General features: G+C 66.5%; 14 protein-coding genes. 5 read left to right on the top strand and 9 right to left on the bottom strand.

The window, feature by feature from the left end; translation table 11 throughout:
* Window positions 1-245: 245 nt before the first annotated feature.
* On the bottom strand, window positions 246-1583 hold the full coding sequence (locus ACTHQV_RS16970; RefSeq protein ID WP_440491922.1) for an ABC1 kinase family protein: 1338 nt from the start codon (window positions 1581-1583) through the stop codon (window positions 246-248).
* 351 nt (window positions 1584-1934) lie between these two features.
* Here ACTHQV_RS16970 and ACTHQV_RS16975 point away from each other — a divergent pair, with 351 nt between their 5' ends.
* Together ACTHQV_RS16975 and ACTHQV_RS16980 are read left to right on the top strand one after the other, a co-directional pair.
* Window positions 1935-2303, top strand: a complete 369-nt coding sequence (locus ACTHQV_RS16975) for a helix-turn-helix domain-containing protein (protein WP_440491923.1) — start codon at window positions 1935-1937, stop codon at window positions 2301-2303.
* 238 nt (window positions 2304-2541) lie between these two features.
* Entirely contained in the window at window positions 2542-3579 is a 1038-nt protein-coding gene (locus tag ACTHQV_RS16980) for a GSU2403 family nucleotidyltransferase fold protein (RefSeq protein ID WP_440491924.1), read from the top strand.
* A 38-nt stretch (window positions 3580-3617) separates the two neighbouring features.
* On the opposite strand, the gene ACTHQV_RS16985 is transcribed toward ACTHQV_RS16980, so the two are convergent.
* Complete coding sequence (locus ACTHQV_RS16985; protein WP_440491925.1) at window positions 3618-6095, bottom strand: TonB-dependent receptor; 2478 nt, start codon at window positions 6093-6095, stop codon at window positions 3618-3620.
* A 194-nt stretch (window positions 6096-6289) separates the two neighbouring features.
* On the opposite strand from ACTHQV_RS16985, the gene ACTHQV_RS16990 reads away from it, so the two are divergent.
* Entirely contained in the window at window positions 6290-7474 is a 1185-nt protein-coding gene (locus tag ACTHQV_RS16990; RefSeq protein ID WP_440491926.1) for a Fic family protein, read from the top strand.
* Here the strand turns inward: ACTHQV_RS16990 and ACTHQV_RS16995 are convergent.
* The 5 genes from ACTHQV_RS16995 to ACTHQV_RS17015 all read right to left on the bottom strand — a co-directional run bounded on the left by ACTHQV_RS16995 (window position 7471) and on the right by ACTHQV_RS17015 (window position 11860).
* Entirely contained in the window at window positions 7471-8325 is an 855-nt protein-coding gene (locus ACTHQV_RS16995) for an MBL fold metallo-hydrolase (RefSeq protein WP_440491927.1), read from the bottom strand. The two genes, ACTHQV_RS16990 and ACTHQV_RS16995, sit on opposite strands and share 4 nt — an antisense overlap.
* Window positions 8326-8657: 332 nt before the next feature.
* A complete protein-coding gene (locus ACTHQV_RS17000; RefSeq protein WP_440491928.1) occupies window positions 8658-9773 on the bottom strand; it encodes a glycosidase in 1116 nt (371 codons plus the stop codon).
* Window positions 9770-10528 carry an SDR family oxidoreductase gene (locus tag ACTHQV_RS17005; RefSeq protein ID WP_440491929.1) on the bottom strand — a complete coding sequence of 253 codons (759 nt, stop codon included), beginning with the start codon at window positions 10526-10528 and terminating at the stop codon, window positions 9770-9772. Before ACTHQV_RS17005 ends, ACTHQV_RS17000 begins: the two co-directional genes overlap by 4 nt.
* 160 nt (window positions 10529-10688) lie before the next feature.
* Window positions 10689-11381 (bottom strand): anti-sigma factor family protein, encoded by a 693-nt coding sequence (locus ACTHQV_RS17010; protein ID WP_440491930.1) that lies wholly within the window; start codon window positions 11379-11381, stop codon window positions 10689-10691.
* Window positions 11378-11860: an RNA polymerase sigma factor gene (locus ACTHQV_RS17015; RefSeq protein WP_440491931.1), complete on the bottom strand. Its 483-nt coding sequence runs from the start codon at window positions 11858-11860 to the stop codon at window positions 11378-11380. Before ACTHQV_RS17015 ends, ACTHQV_RS17010 begins: the two co-directional genes overlap by 4 nt.
* A 118-nt stretch (window positions 11861-11978) precedes the next feature.
* Between ACTHQV_RS17015 and ACTHQV_RS17020 the strand changes: the two genes are divergently transcribed.
* Complete coding sequence (locus ACTHQV_RS17020; protein ID WP_440491932.1) at window positions 11979-13364, top strand: S8 family serine peptidase; 1386 nt, start codon at window positions 11979-11981, stop codon at window positions 13362-13364.
* A gap of 535 nt (window positions 13365-13899) precedes the next feature.
* Complete coding sequence (locus ACTHQV_RS17025) at window positions 13900-14781, top strand: hypothetical protein (RefSeq protein ID WP_440491933.1); 882 nt, start codon at window positions 13900-13902, stop codon at window positions 14779-14781.
* A 372-nt stretch (window positions 14782-15153) separates the two neighbouring features.
* On the opposite strand, the gene ACTHQV_RS17030 is transcribed toward ACTHQV_RS17025, so the two are convergent.
* Window positions 15154-21885 (bottom strand): autotransporter outer membrane beta-barrel domain-containing protein, encoded by a 6732-nt coding sequence (locus ACTHQV_RS17030; protein WP_440491934.1) that lies wholly within the window; start codon window positions 21883-21885, stop codon window positions 15154-15156.
* A gap of 19 nt (window positions 21886-21904) precedes the next feature.
* Window positions 21905-22594 (bottom strand): hypothetical protein, encoded by a 690-nt coding sequence (locus ACTHQV_RS17035; RefSeq protein ID WP_440491935.1) that lies wholly within the window; start codon window positions 22592-22594, stop codon window positions 21905-21907.
* Between the last annotated feature and the right edge of the window lie 108 nt (window positions 22595-22702).

Genomic DNA, 22702 nt, shown 5'->3' on the forward strand with positions numbered 1-22702 from the left:
CTGGCCAGCAGCTTCCTGGGCATGGTCCACCTTGCCACCGCCAGATACTGGCTCAAATTCGTCCACGCCGCCTAGGGACCCTATATGTGGGGGTCGAGGCGGCCACAACCCGATCACTCTGTTGGAAGCGTCGCCCCAGCGAAGGCTGGGGCCTCATGCGGCTCCTGCTGCGGGCTACCGCCGGGAGATCCCAGCCTTCGCTGGGATGACGTGTGGTTCGGCCGGAACGCCGCTACCAAGCTAGTCTACATGTCGACAGGTCGACCCGTTGCCTTCGCTGCCATTCCCCGCACGTCCACCCGCGCCTTCAGCCTTGCCCCCAATAGCGCGGTGCCGCTGATCTTGCGCTGGACGAACAGGGTTTCGACATGGGGTACGTGCCAGGTGGCGCGGTCGGTGGCGAGCGCGCGGGCTTCCTCGCGGACGACGGGCACGAAGGCGCGGTCGCCGAAGTCGAAGGGGCCGGGGCGGGCCATCGCGTCGTCGATCGCGGCGATGATCCGGTCGACCGCGCCACGATGCGCCGCGACCGCCGCTTCGCCGAGAAAGCCGGTTTCCACCGCCACGTCGCGGATCGTGTCGCGGTCGTGGGCGAGGCCGGCGGCGATCAGGCGGCGGTAGGCGTCGGCGGTGTCGGGCGGCACGGGCCGCGTCGCGCCGAAATCGAGCAGGACGATGCGGCCGCTGTCCGCCTGCCACCGATAGTTCGCGAAATTGGGATCGGTCTGCATCTCGGCGAATTCGAATAACTCGCGGAGCACCAGGTCGATCAGCGCGGTCATCGCCGCATCGCGCGTCGGCTGCGGCGCGGTCGCCAGCCCCTCGATCGGGGTGCCGTCGATATAGTCCATGGTGAGGATGCGCGGTGTGGTCAGCGCGTCGACCGGTGCCGGCACGACATAGCGGGTGTCGCCGGCAAGCCGCTTGCCATAGCGGCGCATCGCGCCCGCCTCGCGCAGATAATCGGCTTCGTCGGCCAATTGGCGCTTGGCCTCGGCGAGGAGCGGTTTGAGGTCGAGGCTGCGCGGCAGCAGGTTGGAGACGCGCAGCAGCGTCGCGACATTGTCGACATCGGCGTCGATGCTTTCGCGCACGCCGGGATACTGCACCTTGATGGCGAGGCGGCGGCCGTCCTTCAGTTCGCCGCGATGGACCTGCCCGATCGAGGCGGCGGCGATCGGCTTCGCGTCGAACTTGCCGAGCTTCGTGCGCCAGTCGGGGCCCCATTCGGCGATCAGCAGCCGGTCGAGCTGCGCGGGTGGCATGGGCTGGCCCTGATTGCGCAGCTGGGCGAGGATGGTGGCGAGTTCGGGCGGCAACAGATCGCCCGCGTCCATCGAGATCATCTGCCCCAGCTTCATCGCCGCGCCGCGCAGGTGCGACAGGCGATCGGCCATGCGCTTGGCATTGGCGGGGGTGAGGATCAAGTCGCTCATGTGCGGGCGCTCGCCGCTGGCGAGGCGTCGCGCCCCCTCGGCCAGCACGCCCCCGGCGATGCCGCCGGCCAGGCGGCCGAAACCGGACAGGCGCGACAGGCGGCCGGCGGGAACGGCGCGGCCGGGGCGGTTGGGTTCGTCGGTCATATCGGCGGAGCGACTGGGGTGGCGTTGGGTTCCGGTGCGTGGGGGACGGCGCTGAAGAAGGTTGGTTCACGCGAAGGCGCGGAGGCGCGGAGGCGCGGCGTCTCGGGCGGATGTCATCCCGCGCACGCGGCCTTTCTCTACTTGGCAGCGGGGAGAGGTGTCTTCCGATCGCGAGCGCCCACCCGGATCGCAACCCCTCTGTGCCCCTGCGCGATTTCTATCTTCTTTGCCCTTCGTGCCTTCGCGTAAGCCATTATCCCTTTTCCATGAAAAACGGACCAGAAACGGGATAATGTGCCGGACCACGTGAGACCTGATGGTGAGCCTGTTTTGATGGAAGGAAATGCGACCATGCATATTCGCCCGATCCGGAGCGATGCCGATCATGAGGACGCGTTGCGCGAAATCGAAACATTATGGGGGGCCGAGGAAGGAACCGAGGCAGGGGACCGGCTCGACGTGCTGGTGACGCTGGCCGAAACTTATGAACGGCGGCGCTGGCCGATCGAGCCGCTCGATCCGGTGCAGGCGATCGAGGCAGCGATGGAAACGAACGGCTATACCCGCGCACAACTGGCCGCACTAATCGGACAGTCGCGTGCGACCGAGATACTGGGTCGCCGCCGAGGGCTGACGCTGCCGATGATCCGGGCGATATCGCAAGCGTGGCATGTTCCTGCCGGGGTGCTGGTACAGGATTATGCGCTGACCGGGCGGTAAGGTAGCCTCCCGTATATCGCTTCACGCCTTCGCGTGAATCATTATTCCGTTCGCGACATGATTGCGATTGGTGGCGCCAAGTAATTGTGAGCATTCGTCTCCCGGGAACGATGTGGGACGAATTCTTAATCCTGCATCTCTATCGACGGTGCATGCGCATCGAGGCCCATCCGATGGTTGTGCTGCCAGTTATCCCTTTTACATTGGCATTTCTCGAAAAAGGGATAACGGTGCGGTCATGTTGGACCTGACCGCACAACAGACCCGGCAATGGATCGATTGCGAGCAGCTTTACGCCACCTATCGCGACACGACCCGCGAACTGGTGACACGTTTTGCCGGAGCAATGTCCTGGAAGACGGTCAAGGGCCGGACCTATCTGTACCGCAAGACGGGCGATACGTGGAAAAGCCTGGGTCCCGAGGATGATCGTACCCGGGAAGCGCATGCCGCCTTTCATCAGGGGCGCGACGCGTTGCGTGTGCGGCGCGACATGCTCGACCAGCGGCTGCGCGAAATGGCACCGGTCAACCGGGCGATGCGGCTTGGACGGGTTCCGGTACTGTCCGCGCGGATCATCCGTCGGCTCGACCGTGAGCGGTTGCTGGGGGGCGGGCTGAAGATCGTCGGGACGCACGCCCTCTACGCCTATGAGGCGATGGGGGCGGTGCAGTTCGGCGAGGAAGCGATGACCACGATGGACATCGACATCCTGTACGACGCGCGGGTATCGCTGAAGATGGTCGGCACGATGCAGGCCGACGGACTGATCGGACTGTTGCAAGGACTGGACAAGAGCTTTCGTGCCAGCGCGCCGGGCAGTTTCCGGGCGGTCAACGATGCCGGCTATATGGTGGACCTGATTACGCCCGCCGCGCGCTTTGCGACCGTCCCACGGGCGCAGGGGCGGATCGGCGAGCGCGACGACGATCTGGCGGCGGTGGAGATTGCCGGGCTGGCATGGTTGGAAAACGTACCGGTGATCGAGCGGATCACCATCGACGAACAGGGGTTTCCGCTGCTGCTGATCGTGCCCGATCCCCGCGCGTTCCTGTGCCACAAGCTGTGGGTTGCGGGTCGCAACGATCGCGAGGTGATGAAGCAGCGGCGCGACCGGCATCAGGCACATACGCTGGCCGAGATGCTGGCGACCCGGCTGCCGGGAATGCGGTTCGACGATCCGGTACTTACCGCCGTGCCGGCGGCGGTGCTGGCGCCGGGGGCCGATCTGGTCGCGTCGTTTGCCGGTGGTTCGGCAGTGGGCTGGGACGAATGAACGGCGCGATCCGGGCATTACCGGATCGCGCCCTATCCTCAGAACGACGCCGAGATCGTCACTCCGTACGTCCGCGGGTCGCCGGGCTGGCCGACGATCAGGCCGGTATTGCCCGACTGGGTCGCGAGCAGTTCGTAGTAATTCTGGTCGAAGGCGTTGCGCAGCCACAGGAACGCGTTCCACCCCGCATCGGCGCGGTAGCCCAGGCGGAAGTTCGCGAGGGCATAGCCGTCGATATAGGTATAGGCCGAGGGCGACGGGTTGGACGAGAAGCGCGAGCGATAGCTGCCGTCGAAGCCGAGATAGGCATTGCCGTCCTCTCCGCCGATCCGGGCGGGCAGGGCATATTCGGCGCCATAGCTGAACGCCCATTTCGAGATGCCGGGCAGCCGCTGTCCCGATACGTCGCAGGCATTGGGGCTGATCCCGCCCGGCGTGCCGGGCGCGCTGGGCGTTTCGCCCGCCGCCGGTGCGCGGCCGCCCGACAATTCGGGCGGGCAGGGCGCGTCGGTGAAGCGGACGTACTTCGCGTCGGTATAGGCGGCGTTGGCGTAGAGGTTCAGCCGCTCGGTCGGGCGGAAGGCAGTGTCGAGCTCGACGCCGCGGGTGCGCACCGCCTCCGCATTGGCGAGGTAGCCGCGCAGCACGCCCAGCTGTCCGTTGGTGACGGTCGCCTGATAGTCGCTGATATCGGTCCAGAAGGCGGCGAGGTTGGCGGTGATCCGCCGGTCGAGCCACTGGGTCTTCACGCCCAGTTCGTAATGGTTGACCTGTTCGGGCTTGACCTGCGCCGCCGCCAGGATCGGGTTGTTGCTGCCGTCGAGCGGCAGGCCCGACAGGTTGATGCCGCCCGACTTATAGCTGCGCGCATAGGTCGCATAGGCATGGACGTCGCGCGCCACGTCATAGGCGAGGGTAACGTCGCCCGACACGTTCCAGTCGTCGAAATCGGGCTCGTAGCGCTGGGGCGCGAGCACGCCGCGCTGGTCGTTGGTCAGCGTGGTCGATCCGCTGCCGGTGGTGACGACCGAGACATAGGAGCCGATTTTCTTGTCATAGTTCACGCGCACGCCCGGCGCGATCGAGAGCGCGTCGGTGATGTGCCACGTCGCCTTGCCGAACACCGCCGCGCTGGTGTTCGAGAAACCGATGGTGTTGCGCGCGGTCAGGCCGTTCAGCACCGCCGGGTTGCACGCCGCGGTCGTCGCGGTGGCGCAGCCGGCGCTGCCCGGCGCGACATTGCCGGGGTTGAGCAGGAAGCGCGAGGCGGCCGGGCCCTGTACCTGCAACCCCTGCGTATCGATGGTCTGGTGGAAATAGAACAGGCCGGCGACGTAATCGATCGCGCGCTTGCCGTTCGAGGCGACGCGCAGTTCCTGGCTCCACTGGCGCTGTTGCGACGGATTGGCCGAGACGGTGGTGATCGGCAGGCCGGTGAAGTCGCGGTCGTTCGACGGGTCCCAGTCCCAGAAACGCCATGCGCTGACCGAGGTCACCGTCGCGCCGCCGAGATCGAGATTGCCGACCAGCGAGACGCCGCCCAGTTCCTGTCGTGCCCGCAGCGGCGTGTCGAGGTCGGTCAACCGGTCGAACGCGTTGGTCGAGGGCGGGGCATAGCCGAACGCGGCGGCCAATGCGGCATATTGCCGGTTCAGCGGGCGCTGCGTCGTGCCGGTGCGGACATAGATCTGCGCGCAGCAATCGGGGTTCTGATGGCCGTAATCGCCGTACAGCGTCACATCGAGGTTCGGCGCGGGCGTCCACAGCAGCTGGCCGCGCACGCTCTGATTGTCCTGCGCATTGGCATAGCCGCCGAGCACCGTATTGCGGATCGTGCCGCGCCGCGACGTGACCGAGGCGGAGATGCGCGCGGCCAGTTTGCCGTCGACGAGCGGGCCGGAGGCGGATGCCTTGGCCTGGATGAAGTCGTAATTGCCGGTGGTCAGTTCCACGCGCGCTTCGGGGGTGAAGCTGGGCTTGCGGGTCGTGATGTTGATCGCGCCCGCCGTGGTGTTCTTGCCATAGAGGGTGCCCTGCGGGCCGCGCAGGATCTCGATCCGTTCGGTGTCGGTGAAGTCGAACGTGGCCGAGGCGATGCGGCTGTAATAGACGCCGTCGACATAGATGCCGACGCCCTGTTCGATGCCGTCGTTGGTCAGGCCGAACGGTGCGCCCAGGCCCCGGATATTGGCGGCGGAATTGCGTGGGTTGGTCGAATAGAATTGCAGCGTGGGTTGCAGCTGGGTCAGGCGGTTGACGTTGTACGCGCCGGTATCGGCCAGCGTCGTGCCGCCAATGACCGAGATGGCGATCGGCACCGACTGGACGGTTTCGACGCGGCGCCGCGCGGTGACGACGATCTCGCCACCGCCCTGTGCCGGGGCGAGGCGGCCGGTGTCGGGGCGGGGCGTGTCCTGCGCGTCCGTGGTTTCGGGGGTGGCTTGGGCGGGCGCGACCGGTTCGGGCGCCACCGGGGTGGCGACCTGCGCCAGAATCAGCGCCAACGACAATGCCATGCGTAATCTCCCTGTATATGATGGGAGAATGGCGGAGGCGGCATTGCCGAGCAATAGAGTGGGGATTTAGGCCGGGGGTAGTTTTGCTTGGGGACAGTAACCTTCGGCAAGGCGCCTGCATCCGCTTCTTGTGCAGGTTTGACCTACTAACCTTTATTATGGATCGGGTATGGCGGTCATGATAAAGGCTGCCGATGCGCCGTGACGATCTGTGCTATGCGATCCGCCAGCGGCTCGAACGCCTGCCCGAACCCTATGCGGCGCATTATGGCGTGGTGCCACCGCCCCCGCCCGAGGACGCCGTGCCGCTGGGGCCGGGGCTGGCCAGCCACCAGCACGCGACTGAGGCGCTGGCGCGGGTTGATATGCTGGCCCGGCAGATGGGCGATCCCTATCCGGTCAGCCGCCTGCTCAGCCGGCGTGAGGCGGTGAGCAGTTCGTCGATCGAGGGGACGCACAGCACGCTCGACGAGCTGCTGACGCTGGAGGAGGAAGCCGGTGACGAGCGGCGCGACGCGGCGCGGCAGGTCCGCGACTATGCGCTGATCCTCGACCGGATCGTGCCGCAGGCGACGGCGCAGGGGCCGGCGATCTTCACGCGCGAGCTGATCGCCGAACTGCACTGGGCGGCAATGCAGAGCGACCGTGATTATGGCGATGTGCCGGGGGTGCTGCGCGACCGGGTGGTGTGGATCGGCGGGGTGCGCGACATCGCCTATTCGCTCTATAATCCCGCCCCGCCGGCGTGGGTGGCGGCGTGTCTGGACGACAGCATCGCCTATCTACGGGCCGAGGGGATGCAGGTCATGACCCAGAGCCTGATCGCGCGCATGGCGATCGCCCATGCTCATTTCGAGGCGGTGCACCCCTATCGCGACGGCAATGGCCGGGTCGGGCGGCTGTTGCTGCCGCTGATGATGGCCGCCGATGGCAAGGTGCCACTGTACCTGTCGCCCTATATCGAAGCGCATAAGCCGGCCTATTACGATGCGCTGAAGGCCGCGCAGCAGCGGCTCGACCGGGCGGCGATGGTCGCGTTCATCGCCGATGCGATCAGCGGCACGGTCGACGAGCTGATGGCGACGCGCGCGGCGCTGGTCCGGCTTGGGGGCATGTGGCGGGCGCGGCGGCGCTATCGGGACAAGTCGGCGGCGCTGCGCGCACTCGACCTGTTGCCCGACTATCCGGTGATTACCGCCGGGCGGCTTGGCGAACGGCTCGGCGTCTCGGCCCCGGCGGCGAATGCGGCGATCGCGCAGCTGGTCGAGGCGGGGGTGTTGGTCGAGCGGACCGGCTATCGCCGCAACCGGGTGTTCGTGGCGCAGGAGGTGTTGCGGGTGCTGAACCGACCGTTCGGGGCGGAGCCGATCGTGGATTAGAGCGGCCGTCCCGCCTGCGCCCGCTCCAGTTCGACGGGATCGTGGGTGCAGGTCACCGTCACTTCGTCGCGGCGCTCGATCGACAGGGTGCGCAGGCGGGACTGGTTGTCCATGCGGCTGCGCGCGTCGACCTCCATCAGCCGTTGATAGGCGCGCAGACCCGGGGTGCAACGGCGGCGGGCCTGCCGCATCTCGCCGCGGTAGAAATAGGCGTCGCCGGCATGGAGCAGCCAGCGGCCGTCGTCCCGGCGGATCGCGACGCCGGCATGGCCCCAAGTGTGGCCGGGCAGCGGCACCAGCAGCAATTCGGGGGGCAGGCCGGCCAGGTCGCGCACCGCATCGAAGCCGAACCATGGCTCGCCGCGCGCGCCGTAGCGCTGCCAGTGGCGTACCCCGTCCAATTGGCGTGGGCGCCAGCGGTTGCGGGCGACGATACCGGCACGCGGGCCGGTCGCGTCGTCATATTCGCGCTGCATGACATGGACGGTGGCGTTCGGAAAATCCTCCAGCCCGCCGGCATGGTCGAAATCGAGATGAGTGACGAGGATGTGGCGCACGTCGTTCGCGGTGAAGCCTAGCGCCTCGATCTGGCGGATCGCCGTCTCTTGCTCGCGCAGGCGGATGTTGAGCAGCATCCGCCACGGCACCGTGATGCGCGGGTCGGGGCGGCGGTGTGGGTGGTCGACATCGCGCAGGCCATAGCCGGTATCGACCAGCACCAGCCCGTGCGCATCGGTCTCGATCAGCAGGCAGTGGCAGACGATCTGCCCGAGCGGACTGACGCTGCGCCCGTCGAACAGCGCCCCGCCCAGTGGGCAGTCGGTGCCGCAATTGAGGTGGTGGATGCGCATGGCTGTTGCTCCCGGTTGTAGTGGGGCAACGGGTGGGGGGGTAGATAAGTGTCTTTGGTTGTTCAGGAATCTTGTTAACCTGGGGCAGGAAGAAGGGTGGTTCACGCGAAGGCGCGGAGACGCGAAGAGAGGGATTTCGCGCAGAGGCGCAGAGAAGGTGCGGTCGGGGTACGGTCCCCCGCGCCAGCGGCCTGATTGCAGGTTGCGGCGGGTGCTAGGGTCTCTCAATCGCGAGCCGGTAGCCTCGTTCGCGCCTCCTCTGCGCATCTGCGCGAAATCTACCTTCTTCCTGTTCTCTACGCGCCCTTCGCGCCTTCGCGTGAAACCAAAATCTACTCGAACCGCGCTTTCGGGATGTGCGTGATCCGGCACGCAAGGTCCGCCTCGCCCGACGCCACGACATAATGGTCGCCGCGGTCGGCAATCCCTGTCGTGAACACCACGTCGCGGACGTACATCTGGTCCTCAAGGTCGCGGGTCAGATCGGGGTTCGCCTCCAGCAGCGGCGCGTGGTCGGTGGCGACCGTTCGGCTCGGGTCGTCGGCGTCGAGGATCGACCAATAGGTGCGATAGACGCCGACGATCTCCTTGGGCTCGACGCCGTGCCACAGGGTCAGCCAGCCCCGTTCGGTCAGGATCGGCGGCGTGCCACCGCCCATGCGCGCGGTCGCGACGGTCGCGGCATGCGGGCGGATGCCGGGCTTCAGGCACGGCTTCCAGTGGCGGGCATCGGGCGAGGTGGCGAGGTTGATCGACGGCCCGGCACGCCATTCGCTGCCCGGCGGATAGGCGAAATAGAGGTCGCCCAGCGGCCGGGTCTGCGCCCAATATTGCCCGTCGATCGTGCCCTCGAAGATCAGCATGTCCTTGTTCTGATGGTCGAGGATGATGTCGGCGAAGCGCCAGTCGAGCCCGTTGTCGGAGGTATAGAGCGTGGTCGAATGCCGCTCCGGGCTGACCGAACAGGTCGTCATCAGCCATTCGTCGCCGACCTTGCTGATCCGCGCATCCTCGACGCCGTACATCTGGAAATCGCCCTGCGGCGCGACCGCGCGGTCGTAGTGGAGCGCGACGATCTCCAGCCCGTCGGGCGTCAGTTCGACCGGCAACAGCCATGACAGCGAGGTCAGCGCCATCACCCGCCAGCGCCCGCCGTTGAGCAGGAACTTGCGCGGATCGGCGGTGTCGACCGCGTCCAGCGGCCATGCGTCGAGGACGTACCGCCCCTCACTCCAACGGATATTGTGGATATGGCCGTCGAACTTGGGTTTCCTGAGTGCCTCGGCGATGCGGACCATCATCAGCAGATTGCCGCTGGGCAACCGCGTCAGCGCCGGATTGAACGCACCCAGCACATAGGTTTCGACCCCCAATTGCCCGGCGAGTGGCGAGCGCGACAGGTCGATATCGTCGGGGGTCAGGACCAGTCGGTCGACGGCGAAGCTCATTCCTCCGCCTGATCGCGCGGGACGATGGTCAGTTGCTGGACGATGGCGCGGCGGGGCTGGGTCAGCAGGTAATGGACGCCGACCGCGATATCCTCGGCGCGCAGCATCGTTTCGTCGGCGATGCGCTCACGCTGTTCGTCGGGCTGGATATCGGGCAGTTGCATGTCGGAGCCGGTCAGGCCGGGTTCGACATTGCTGACACGAATGCCCTTTGGCCCCAGTTCGCGGCGCAGTGCCTGGGTAAAGCCCTGAATCCCGTACTTGATCCCGGCATAGATGGTCGATCCCGGCCCCAGCGCATAGGCGCTGGTCGATCCGATGAAGACGATATCGCCCGCGTCACCGACGCGTTTGGCGGCGTGGTGCGCGCTCAGCAGATAGCCGGTGAAGTTGATCGCGATGACCTCGCGCAGCGTCGCCTCGTCGGTGTCGGTGATCCCCTCGGCAGCGACGGCGGCGTTGATGATGGCGATGTCGATGCCGCCCATCTGCTCCTCGGCGGCGGCGAAGAAGCGGCCGACATTGTCGGCCTCGGCCAGATCGATGGCGATGCCGCCGCCGGTGCCGACCTCTTCGATCCGGGCGAGCGCGTCGGCGAGATGGTCCTCGTTCCGGCCGCACAGGAACACCTCGGCCCCTTCGCTGGCGAGCAGCACCGCGATGGCGCGGCCGATGCCGGTGGTCCCGCCGGTAATCGCTGCACGGCGGCCGGCGAGGGTTGGTTGTTGCGTGTGCGCGTCGGTGGCGGGGATCATGGGCGGCTCCTGTCGCTTATCGGTTCGACAAGCGAGGCAGGACGCGGGAGGTTCCTTTGCGAATGCAGTAACTTGGGTTGAGGGTTGGGGATGGCGGGTTCTCGACGGACGCTTCTCGACAAACTCGAAGCTGCTCGAACCGAACGGAGGGAAGGGGGATTTACCGCCCTTTCAGGGCCGCCGCCTCCGCCGCCGCGTCAAGCGGGTCGCCTGCCGCCATCGCCTGTGCGTCGGCCATCAGCGTCGCCATCGGCGATCCGGCCTGGGCATAGGCGGTGCCGCCATTGTCGGCCATGCCGCCGCGCAGCTGCTCGATCCGCCATGGTCCCTGCCCCTGCGCACAGGCGATGCCGCCGGTGGTGCCCTGTTCGAAGGTGCGGCACAGGCCGCCAGCGCGGTCGCGGAAGGTGATGCCGATGCGGACCGGGCCGCTGTCGGTGGCGGAGGCGAGTTGCGTGTCGAGCGCGTGGGCGAGCTGTCCCTGCGCGACCGCCGTGCCGCCGTCGAAGCCCAAGTTGCCGCCCGATCGCGGCACGAGCTGTCCGAGCAGCAGCCCGGCGACGAGGCTGGCGGCGAGCGCGCCGTACCAGCGTTGCGGTTTGGGCTTGTGCGTCCGGGTCGGGAAGGGGACGACATTGTCGCCCTGCTTCAGCAGCGCCTCGACCCCCGCCGGCATCGGCTGCGCGTCGAGTCCGGCGAACGCACCGCGCAGCTTCGCGGTCAGTGCGCGGTGGCGGTCGACCTCCGCCGCCAGCGTTGGATCGGCGGCGATGGCGCGTTCGACGCGTTTCGCGGTCAGCGGGTCGAGCTCGCCATCGGCATAGGCGGCGAGCATTTCGGGATCGATCGTCATGCCGCTTCTCCCAAGAGCCCGAGCAATGCGTCGCGCCCGCGCACGAGGCGCGAGGTCAGCGTGCCGATGGGGATGTCGAGGATCTCGGCGGCTTCCTTGTAGGCAAAGCCCTCCACCATCACCAGCGCGATCACCTCGCGCTGTTCGGGGGGCAGCTTGCCCATCGCCCGGCCGATATTGTGCATTTCCACCGCCATTTCCTGTTCCCCATGTGCGCCGATCGCATCGCCCTGTTCGGCGGGGACGAAGGTTTCACCGGCCCGGCTTCGGCTGCGCACCGTGTCGATCCACAGGTTGCGCAGAATGCGGATCGCCCATGCGTCGATCCGCGTGCCCGGCTGCCACTGGTCGCGGCGCACCAACGCGCGCTCGACGCCCGCCTGCAACAGATCGTCGGCATCGGCGGGGTTGCGGGCCAGCGCATACGCTACCCGGCGCAGCCGCGGCAGATGCGGGAGCAATTCGTCTTCGAAGCGCACCTTCGTCCTTTCGTCGCGCCTGGGGATGAAACGGATGGCACCGTCCGTTTAATCCGGCATGAAGATGGAAAGATCGTATAGCAGGCGGGGCGCGATGGGTCGGACGAAACTCTGGGGCATGCTGGCGCTGTTGCTGCCGGTGCCGGCGTCGGCGCAGTTGCTGCCGCAGGTGCCGTCGCTGCCGTCCTTGCCCGGGCCGGTCGGGGGGGCGGTGGACGGGGTGCGCCGGGCGTTGCCGGTCGAGGAGACGCTGTCGAACGCCCGGCAACTGGTGCGGCAGTCGGTCGAGCGGGCGCGTGATCTGGCGCGGCGCTATCCCGACCGGATCGAACTGGACCGCGACGGCAATCCGGTGCGCGCGGGCGAGGTGACGCTGAGCGATCCCGATCCGGCGCTGCTGAAGCTGGCGGAGGCGGCGGGGTTCCGGGTGATCGCGAACGAGCGGTTCGAGGAGCTGGGCATCGGCTTCGCCCGGCTGCGCGCGCCCGCCGGACTGTCGGCGGTCGAGGCGGTGCGGCGGCTCGGACGAATATTGGGGGTCAATCGGGTCGCGACCGATCCGATTTATAGCGCGAGTGGGGTGGGAGCGGTGCCCTCTACCTCCGAGCGTACCCCCGCGCAGGCGGGGGCCCAGGGGCGGCAGGCGATGGCGCTGCTTGGCTCTGGACCCCCGCCTGCGCGGGGGTACGGCGTGTTTGCGGGGGCGGTTGTCGCTTCCTCCTTGTCCCCTTCGCACGCCCCGGCCTTCGCTGGGGTACGGGGAGGCGGTGGGGGGCGACTGCCTGCCCCCGGCGCCGGTCGCCGCATCGGCATTATCGATGGTGGCGTCGGTCCCGGTACCCCCGGTCTCGCCGCGCAACAGGGCTTTGCCGAGGGGGCGCCGCGCGCCAACGACCATGCGGTCGCCATCGCATCGCTGTTGACCGGCGGCGGGGGGATCAAGGCCGCGGCACCGGGCGCAGCGCTGGCGGTGGCCGATGTCTATGGCAGCGACCCGGCGGGCGGCAGCGCCAGCGGCATCGCCCGCGCGCTGGCATGGATGGTACGCGGGCGTGTGCCGGTGGTGGTGGTCAGCCTTGCCGGGCCGGCCGATCCGCTGCTGGCGCGCTTCGTCGCGGCGGCGCGGGCACGCGGCACGGTGGTCGTCGCGGCGGTCGGCAATGCCGGGCCGGCGGCACCCCCCGCCTATCCGGCCAGCTATCCGCAGGCGATCGCGGTCACCGGCATCGATGCGCGCGGGCGGCCGCTGATCGAGGCGGGGCGGGCGCGGCACCTCGACTATGCCGCGCCGGGGGCGGACATGCTGGCGCTGAATGCGGCCGGGCAGGCGCGGCCGGTACGGGGCACGTCGTTCGCCGCGCCGCTGGCGGCGGCACGGCTGTCGGCGCTGTGGGACGGCGACGTAGCGGGCGCGCTGGCAAGGCTCGACCGCGAGGCGAAGGGCAAAAGCGCGCGAACCGGGCGCGGCGTGGTGTGCGGGGCGTGCCGGACGCCGGTGCGGTAGCATCCGAATTGTCTTTGGAGCAGGCAGATCACATACCCGTCGTGGCGCTCGCCTTCTTCCTTCTGGAAGGGTGCGAAATCCGCCCGAAGAGGAGGTGATTCACATCACATACGATACTGCAATACTGATCGTCAGCGCGGCAACGCTGATGGTCGAACTGGCTTCTCTGGTCCTTGCGATCAGATCGGCTTCACGTTCGAAATAACGTGGTGAAGGGGGCGCGGGCTTCGGTCCGTGCCTCCGGAACGAATTAGGCCCCAGCCTCGGCAAAGACTGGAGCCTGTTCGAGTCGGCGGGATACACATCCTTCCGATACTGCACTCACGATAATAGGCCGGGTGGCTTGCGATTTCAATAATGTCGTCCTGTCGGTCGGGCGGGATATTCGTCGTTGAATCAATGCTGTGCTCGCGGCTGCCGCGATTGTTCGCACGAATTCCCCAGAAAAAATGCACCGGCCGGGATTAAACCGAAAACGGCATCCGTTCTCCTTTTCGAAGCGCCTGTGCGGCGTGACGACAAAGGAGACATTGCGATGAAGACCCTGTTCCTGATGGGCGCGGCGCTGGCCGCAGTGACGATCACCCCGGCTTCGGCGCAGCTGCTGGGCGGTGGCGGCGGCGGGCTGACCGGCGGGTTGGGCGGCAGCCTGAGCGGTGGCCTCGGCGGCAATGTCGGTGGCACGTTCGACCGGAGCGTCGCCCCGACCATCGAGCGCGTCCGCGACCGCGCCGACACCAGCGTCCGCAGCGCGCGGCGTGGCAGCGGCGAGGTGACCGCCGAGCGCAGCGTCGATCGTCGCAGCGGCCGGGTTCGTGCCGGTGGATCGGCCCGCGGCGACGGTGCGTCCGATGGTAGCGTGCAGGCGCTGGGCGGCGTGCTCGGTGGGTCGGGCAGCGGTTCGGGGAACGCCTCGGGCAGTGCCGATGCGCAGCTGATCGGGACCGATGCGGTGCGCTCGACCGCCAGTGCGGCCCGCGACCGGGTGCGCAGCGGCGTCGCCACCACCCGCGACCGGGTACAGGGTGTCGCCAGTGCGGCGCGCGACCGGACGCAGGGCGCGGTCGGTGCGGTGCAAGGCGGTGCGGGCAGCCTGAACGGTGCGGCTTCGGGCAGCGGCAACGGCTCGGTCGGCAACGGATCGGCGTCCGGTTCGGGCGAAGGGGCGCTGTCGTTGATGGGTGGCGGGGCGATCCCGGCGCTGAACCCCGGCACCATGGTGCGCGATGCCAAGGGCGAGGCGATCGGCCGCGTCCAGTCGGTCCGTCGCAACGCCGCGGGCAAGGTCGAGGCAGTGACGATGGCGGTCGGCCGCCGCACCGCGACGCTGCCCGCCGATAATTTCAACGTACAGGGCGACGTGCTGGTCTCGGCGATGGGCGAGGGTCAGGTGAAGCGCGCCGCCAAGGAGCAGTAAGCCGGCTCGGCATCACTCCCCACCGAAGCCGTCCCGGCTCGCCGTCTCCCCTTGCCGGGGAGGGGGCGGGTTTTTCGTTCGTGCGGTGGGGAGGCATTGGTTCACGCAAAGGCGCGAAGGCACGAAGAAAAATTGGTTCGCGCAAAGGTGCAAAGGACGCAGAGAGGGCGCTTTTGGGGCACTGCCTCTCGCGCTAGCGGCCTCCGTGCAGGTTGCAGCGGGCGCAGTGGTCTCCCGATCATGAGCCGGTTGTTCGGGAGGTGATCCTCTGCGGCCTTTGCGCCTTTGCGCGAACCAATCTTCTTCGTGCTCCCTGAGCCGTCACACCACCTGGAAAAACCCGCGCCCCGACCGAAGCGCGGGCTCCCCGGATCAGAAGCGCAACCGCACGCCGGTGCTGATCGCCTCGCGGTGATCGTCCTTGCCGGTCTGCGCCGACACGGTCGAGAACAGGTCGAGGCCGTCGGTGACCCGCTGGACGAGGCCGGCGCTAACGGTGCCGACTGCCTGTGCCCGGCCAGCGCCGAGCGCCACCAGGCCGAGCGGCCCGCCGGCATAGCCCGCTACCGCATCGGTACGCTGGCCCTCGATCTGGTAGCGCACGCCCAGCGACACGAACGGCCGGAACGCGGCATCCGACGTCTCCGCCCGGGCAAAGCCGACGCCCGCATCGGCGAAGCCCGCGACATGTCGGTCGGCAGCGACGGTCAGCGCGAACGGACCGCCCGCCTCGACCAACCGGTCGCGCGCGGTGCGGACATAGGTCACCCCGGCACGCGGCCGCAGTGCCCAATCGCCCATGTCGATCGTGTAATGCGCCGACAGGTCGCTGACGAGGCTGTTGAGGTCGTAGCTGGCGCGCGAGGCAACGCTGGCCGGCAAGGTGCGGTCGGTATTCGCCTGGCCGGCATTGTACGCGATCGATGCGCCGAAACCGAAATTGCCGGCTTCGTACCGGCCATGGACGCCCGCGACCCAGCCATCGATATCGCTGCGCGCGGCAAGCGTATCGATCCGCTGGCGGCTATTGAGATAGCCGCCGAACACCCCGACCGACCAGCTGCTGTCGCCATAGCCGACGCCACCGACAAAGCCGTAGCTGGTCGTGCGCGCACGCGACACGCCGGTATCGGCATCCGCGGCGAGACGGTACCAGCTGCCGATCGCCTGGCCGAAGGTAAAGCCGCCGGGCTCGCTGCGGTTCGGGGCGAAGCCCGGACCACGGGCGATGTCGGTCAGCGCCAGTGCGTTCTCGACGCCCGCCTGGGTTGCGGTGGCATAGGCTTCGGGGGTCAGGCGCGCGAATGCCTGCGGGTTCGACGCACCGTTGCTGGTGGTCAGCGCCGGCAGCACCGCGAACAGCGCGCTGGTCGCGGGCTGGGTCTGCAGCACGGTGTTGGCATAGGCGACCGAGCGGCTGACCTGCGGGCTGAAACCGGCATCGTTCAGGAACTGGCCGAGCAGCTGGATGCGGTCGGTACGCTGGACGACGAAGCCGAACAGCGTGTCGGGCTTCTGGATCGTGGTGAAGCTGCCGGTGATGCCGCCGCTGGCGGTGATGAGGTCGTAGCTGGCGCCGGGACGCAGCGTGCCGCTCTGCGTGAGTTGCAGCGTCGAACCCGATGCGATCGCGAGCGTGCCGTTGATGACCAGCTTGTCCTGTGCGGTCGGCGTGAACTCGAACACCGATGTCGAGCCCGAGGCGAGCGAGACATTGCCGTTGACGGTCATCGTGCCCGGCGACGCGCCGGGGCTGAGAATGCCTGCCACGGTAACGTTGCCGTTGACGGTGCCCGCCGAGCCGAAGGTCGCGCCGCTGCGCACCGCGAACGTCCCGTTCAGTACCGATCCGGCCAGGCCGACGAGGCGCCCGCCGGTCAGGTCGACGCTGCCGAGCGTGGCGGTGCCCGAAACGGTGGCGAAACCGCCCGACATCGCCAACGCCTCGACATTGGTGACGGTGCTGAACGCCGTGTTGCCGCCGGTGATCGCCAGCGTATCGCTGCCCGCGCCGCCATCGACCGCGCCGGTAAAGCCACCGGCGATGGTGAAGCGCTGGTCGCCGCTGTCGAAGCGGACCTGTGGCGCCGTGAGCGTCGACCCGCTGGCGATCGTCAGGCTGGTCCCGGCATTGACCGTGTCATAGGCATGGGTGCCGGTCAGCGTCAGCGTGCCGGTGCCCTCGCTGGTAAAGGTTTCGAAGCCGGTCAGCGTGGTGCTGGCAAGGCTGCGGTCGCCGGTCAGGACGAGGGTCGCCGTATCACTGCCCGCGCCACCCGCGACGGTGCCGTTCAGCGTACCGGCAAGCCGCAGCGCGTCGTTGCCCGCACCCAGATCGATGATCCCGGTGAGCGTGCCGCCCGACGCGACCGTCAGCGACTGCGCGCCGTCACCGAACGACAGCGGCACATTGACGGTGCCGAGCGTGCCGGCAACGGTCAGCGCGCCGTTGGTGAGGGCCACCTGTTCGAACCCGGTTGCGGTCCCGCTCAGCGTCACCGGACCGGCATTGGTGAAGGCGAGCGTGTCGCTGCCGGCGCCGCCGTCATAGCTGCCGGTGACGGTCTGCGTTGCGAAGGTTAGGCTGTCATTGCCTGCACCCAGGTCGACGACGCCGGCGAGCGTGCCGCCCGACGCGACCGTCACCGACTGCGCCCCGTCACCGAACGACAGCGAGGTTCCCGCCGACCCGAGCGTGCCGGCGACGTTAAGCGCTCCGCCGATCAATGCGACCTGTTCGAACCCGTTGGCGGTGCCGAGCAGCGTCACCGGACCGGCATTGGTGAAGGCGAGCGTGTCGCTACCCATGCCCCCGTCATAGCGTCCGGCCGCGAGCTGCGTGCCGAGCGCCAGCATGTCGTTGCCCGCGCCCAGCGCGACCGAGGCGACGTCGCCATCGACCATCAGCTGTTCGGCCGCGTCCGATCCCGTAACGGTGCCGAGCGAGAAGCCGCCCAGCGTCGCCGACAGACCGGTACCGGTCAGCGTCACCGCCTCGAAGCTCTGGTCGAGCGCGAGGGCCAGCGTGCCGGTCCCTTCGAGCGACAGCCGTTCGAAGCCGGTGCGTGCGTTGATCCCGCTGCGGTTGCCCGCCAGCACGACACCATAGGTATCGGTGCCGCTGCCGCCATCGACACCGCCGGCAACGCGGCTGTTCGCGCCCTCGACGAAGCTGTCGTCGCCTTCGCCCAGCAGCACCGCGCCGCCGATCGTCCCGCGATTGACGACCCGGTCGTTGCCCGCGCCCAGCGTCACGCCGCCAGCGATCGTGCCGTCATTCTCGACCGTCTCGATCGCGTCGGACCCGGTGATGGTGAACGGACCGTCGCTGGTCAGCGTCTGCCCTGCGGCGACGCCGATCGTGCCGCCAATCAGGTCGATCGTGTTCAGGCGGAAATTGCCGGTATAGCTGACACTGCCCGATCCGGTCTGGCTGAAGCGTTCGAAATTGACGAACTGGTCGCCATTGACCGTGCCACCACCAGTCGCATCGACGATGAACGTGTCGGTGCCGGCGCCGGCATCGACGGTGCCGATCGTGACCGCCGAGGCACGCTGTAGGAAGGTGTCGTCGCCTTCGCCGAGGAAGACATTGCCTTCGATCCGGCCGAGATTGTCGATGCGGTCGTTGCCGATACCTAGATCTACCGAACCAACGATGGAGCCGGTATTGACTATGCGGTCGTCGCCCAATCCGGTCTGGATCGCACCAGCAAGATAAGGACGGCCGACAAAAGAGTTGATGCCGTCATCGTCGGCAAGCGCGGTGCCCGCGCTGCCCCGGATCAGTCCGGCATTGGTCAGATCGAGTGCGGCACCGATTGACAACAGTGCCACCGATCGTTCACCGACCGCTTCGATCACCCCCGCCGAGCTGTTGTTCACCTGTGCCTGGCTGACCCAACCATTGGCTAGGTCAAGTGCGACCGATGGTAAGGTAAAGGATCGCAGCGTATCGCTGAACCAGTCGTAATATTCATCCTGACGCCCGCCGCCATTGGCGCTGATGGTACCGCTGTTGGTGACGGTAACCGTGCCGACCCCGCCGCCCTGACTGGTCTTTGTCAAGCTTGCCGCAGTAGCGGCGGTACCGGTTGCCTCGATCGTACCGCTGTTGGCAAGCGTCAGGCTGACGGCGACGTCACTGCCGATATCGGCAAGCAGCCGGACGGTCAGGTCGGTTGCCGAAACGGTGCCAGTGTTGGTGAAGGCAATTGCGACCGGATTGGACCGCGGGTTGTCAGTCCAAGGATAATCGACGATGTCGGCCTGGACGCTGCCGGTGATCGTGCCGCTGTTGACGGCATCGATCGTGTCGCTGCGATAGCCTTCAAGCCTGACCGCACGCTCGTCGGCGGCGGCAAGGATGCGCCCGCCGTTGATGAAGGAGAGGCTGCCAAGTGCGTCGATCTGGACGGTGCTACCGCCTTGCGTTTCCGATCCGATCGACCCGCTGTTGACGAAGCGGTTGGTCGTGCCAGTGACCGCGCCGGTAATGGTGTCTTGATTGGTGAAGGCAGAGAGGACCGGGCCGCTCTGATAGATACCATCGACCAGGAAAGAGGGATTGTAGATCAGCACATTGCCGTCAATCGACGCGGTATTGACGATCTGGCCATCGCCAGACAGGCGTAGATCTCCCTCGATTTTTGCATCGGCGCGCGCAGTGACGATCGTGTCGGTGCCGAGTGCGCGGACGCCCAGTGCCTCGAAATTGGTAACGCTGGCGAAGCCCAGCGTTACAGTGTCGCTGGCGCGCCGGGCAACGACCAGCGTGTCGGCGCCTTCGCCGCCGTCGATCGTACCGCTGACGCCCAGCGCGCCGAAGGCGACCAGCGTGTCATCACTGCGACCGAACAGCAGGTCGCCGTCGATCGTGCCGCCATCGGTGACATAGGTCGCATCGCCATACGCGCGACCACCATATTGGTTATAACCCAAGTCGACCCCGCCGGTGATCGTTCCGGCATTGGTCAGCTTGCCGCCGCCGGTGCGGATGGCAAGGCCGTCGACCCGGCCGGCAATGGTACCGGTCGCGCTATTGTCGATGGTAAGCCCAAAGCCGCTGTCGACAGCGATGCCGACATTACCCGAGCTGGCGATCCGGCCGCTATTGGTAATAGCGAGCGTGCCATAGGTGCCTTGCACCGCGATGCCCGCAACATCGATCGTCCCGCTGTTGGTCAGCGTCGCGGGATTGCCGCCACCATAATAATAGATGCCGGTCGAAGCGCGGGCGCCTTCAGCTTGCACGATGCTGCCCGTATTGATGATCGTCGGTGGACCGCTGATACCGGTCGCGCCACCCAATATGATGGTGCCGGCGTTGGTGACCTGTGTGCCGCCACGATAGGGTGGGCCAAAGGCTAATCCGCTGGTGATCGCCGACGTTTCACCATAGCCCGCCGGGGCAAGGTTGATTGCCGTGATCGTACCCAGATTGGTGAAGCTTTCGCGGCCGCCGAGCGACACCACGCTGGCACTGCCATATCCCACGCTTTCGGCTCGTGTCAGGCTCAGCGCGCCACGGCTCGTGATGGTAAGCGACGTCGGCGAATCGGTCGAGTATTGTGACAAACCGGAAATACGGATTGCCGAGGCGGCGGTCGTGGTGATGTTGGCGTTCAGGTCGACGCTACCGCTGCCGGCGAGCAGCACTGGCATGGTCGTTGCCGGACCAGTCAACGTCAGAGCAGCATTGTCGAACAGTTCGTAACCGATCTCGCTGAAGCCGGCGGGCGTGGTTAGCGTCGCACTTGCATCGCTGCGGACGCGCAGGCGCAGGTTCGAATCGCTGGCAATCACATTGCCCGTAATCCCGGCGAACGCACCGCTGCCGGTGTTGACCAGTTCGGTGACCAGGGTGTTGTCCTGACCCAGTATCAGGTCGCCATTGAGCACCCCGCCCGGCAGCGCGATGAACCGATTGTTGTTGCTGTAGAATTGTGCCTGATTGTTACCGAGAACGACGTTGCCGGCAATTGTGCCGGCGTTGACGATTGTCGCGTTGTTGGTGAAGAATCCTTCGCTTGAGTCGCGGGCAACAATCGCATTGCCCCCTGAAACGATGCCACCCGCACGGTTTTCGAACGTAGCCGGACCTGTCAGAAACATGCCGGTCTGGTTGCCGGTGATGGTGCCGGTGTTGGCGAATGTAACGCCGATGCGCGCACCGGTTATTCCTTCGATCAGGCCGGCATTGGTTGCGGGCGTACTGTAGATACTGCCGCGTATTTCGAGCGCGACGCCACCCGTCGAACGCAGCACGCCCGTCACGGTGTTGGTGAATTTTTCTCCGAAGAGATACACTGCGGTATTGCCGGCAGTAATCGTGCCGCTGTTGACGACCGAGCCTGCTATCGACACGTCGACCGCGTTGCGTACCGCGGTGATCGTGCCACGGTTTTCGAACAGATTGACGGTCGACAGGTCGATTGCTGCGAGATCGCTGGTCGACGTCGAGACGATCGTCCCGGCGTTGATAATATATGGACTGCGACTGTCCTGAAATTCGGACCGCAGGATCTGTCCTGTACCGGATAGTGTCGTACGGTTGAGAATCGTACCGTAGCCGCTCACAAACAACGTGCCAGGGGTTGAGAAGCCGCTATCGAGCGTAGCAGTGATAGCGGTATCCGGTGCAAGCGAGAGTTGTTCGAATCCCGTCGGCAGCGTCAGCGGTGCGGAAAGCGTCGCATCGGCAGTCACGCGGATGCGGGCAAGATCGGTACCCGTGCCGCCATCGATCGTGCCGTCGACACCATAAGATATGCGAGTGCCGTCAAAGGTCCCGATCAGTGTATCGTTGCCCGTGCCAAAGCGCAGCGAGCCGGTGATCTGCCCGGCGGTGGAATCAACGAAATTACCCGAATTGCCTGTCAGGACGTCGCCGACGATCGTGCCGGCATTGGTCAGTAATAGGTAGTTGTCGCTGCTAATCGCCGTTGCACCGGCGCTAGCGATACGTGCGTTGGCAGCATTGATGATGACTATCCCCCGCCCTTCGATCGCTGCGCCAGCGCCGCTGTTTTCGATCGTGCCTCTGTTGTCTATCGTACGCGAGAACAGGTTGGCGAGCGTAGAAGTCGTACTAGCTGATAGCATCGACCCACTATTGGTAATATTACCAAACGCAAAACCGGTTCCAGAGGTGAATGCACTCCGCCCCCCCGCCGTTTATAGTTCCGGCATTGATGAAATTGTCTACCGTACCGTCGATCGCGCCGACCGTGCCGCCTTCACGGTTGTAAAGATAGTCGAAAATCATGTCGGGATCGTTTGATAACAGCGCAGCGCCGTCCGTTCCGATAATGTCACCGCTATTGTCGATCGATGTACTTCCCGAAACATAATTAGAATCGGTCGAGCGGCCGATACGCACGCCGTTAGCACCGGTTATGCGTCCACCAGTAGCGACGTTCACGAACATCGACTGCGATACGAACGAGTTTGGAACGGACTGTACGAAGAAGCTGATCCCGGCATTCGTGCCGCCGTCCACCACGCCGTTTACCTGGGTAGCAACTGATCCGTAGAAGGCCGATGCACCATCAAGCCGGACTGCGATTGCTGCGTCAGTAGAGCCGCGTACCGTTGCAGCCTGTTCAATTACGACGTTTGTCCCGCTGGTTGATACGACAATGCCATTGGTATCAACGCCGGAACAGACGCTAGTATTGTTCGCGATCGTCGGATCGGGCGTGCATTGGGCGAAGGCGGGGCCCGCTAGCATCAGCGCTACCGTAAGTGCGCTGGATTCCAGCGCGCGCACCCGCACCCGCCGCGCTTGCGGCGTAGCATTCCGACCGATCATGACATCCCCCTAAAGATTCCTGCAGGGTATCGAGCGATCGTCTCGCTGTCGAGTATTCTACCGTCGCTCGTATCCGGATTGGCGGTAGGTCGTGCTAAGCGCGTCTGG

Origin of the sequence: Sphingomonas sp. SAFR-052 (assembly GCF_051965015.1) — a bacterium.
GTDB lineage: Bacteria > Pseudomonadota > Alphaproteobacteria > Sphingomonadales > Sphingomonadaceae > Sphingomonas.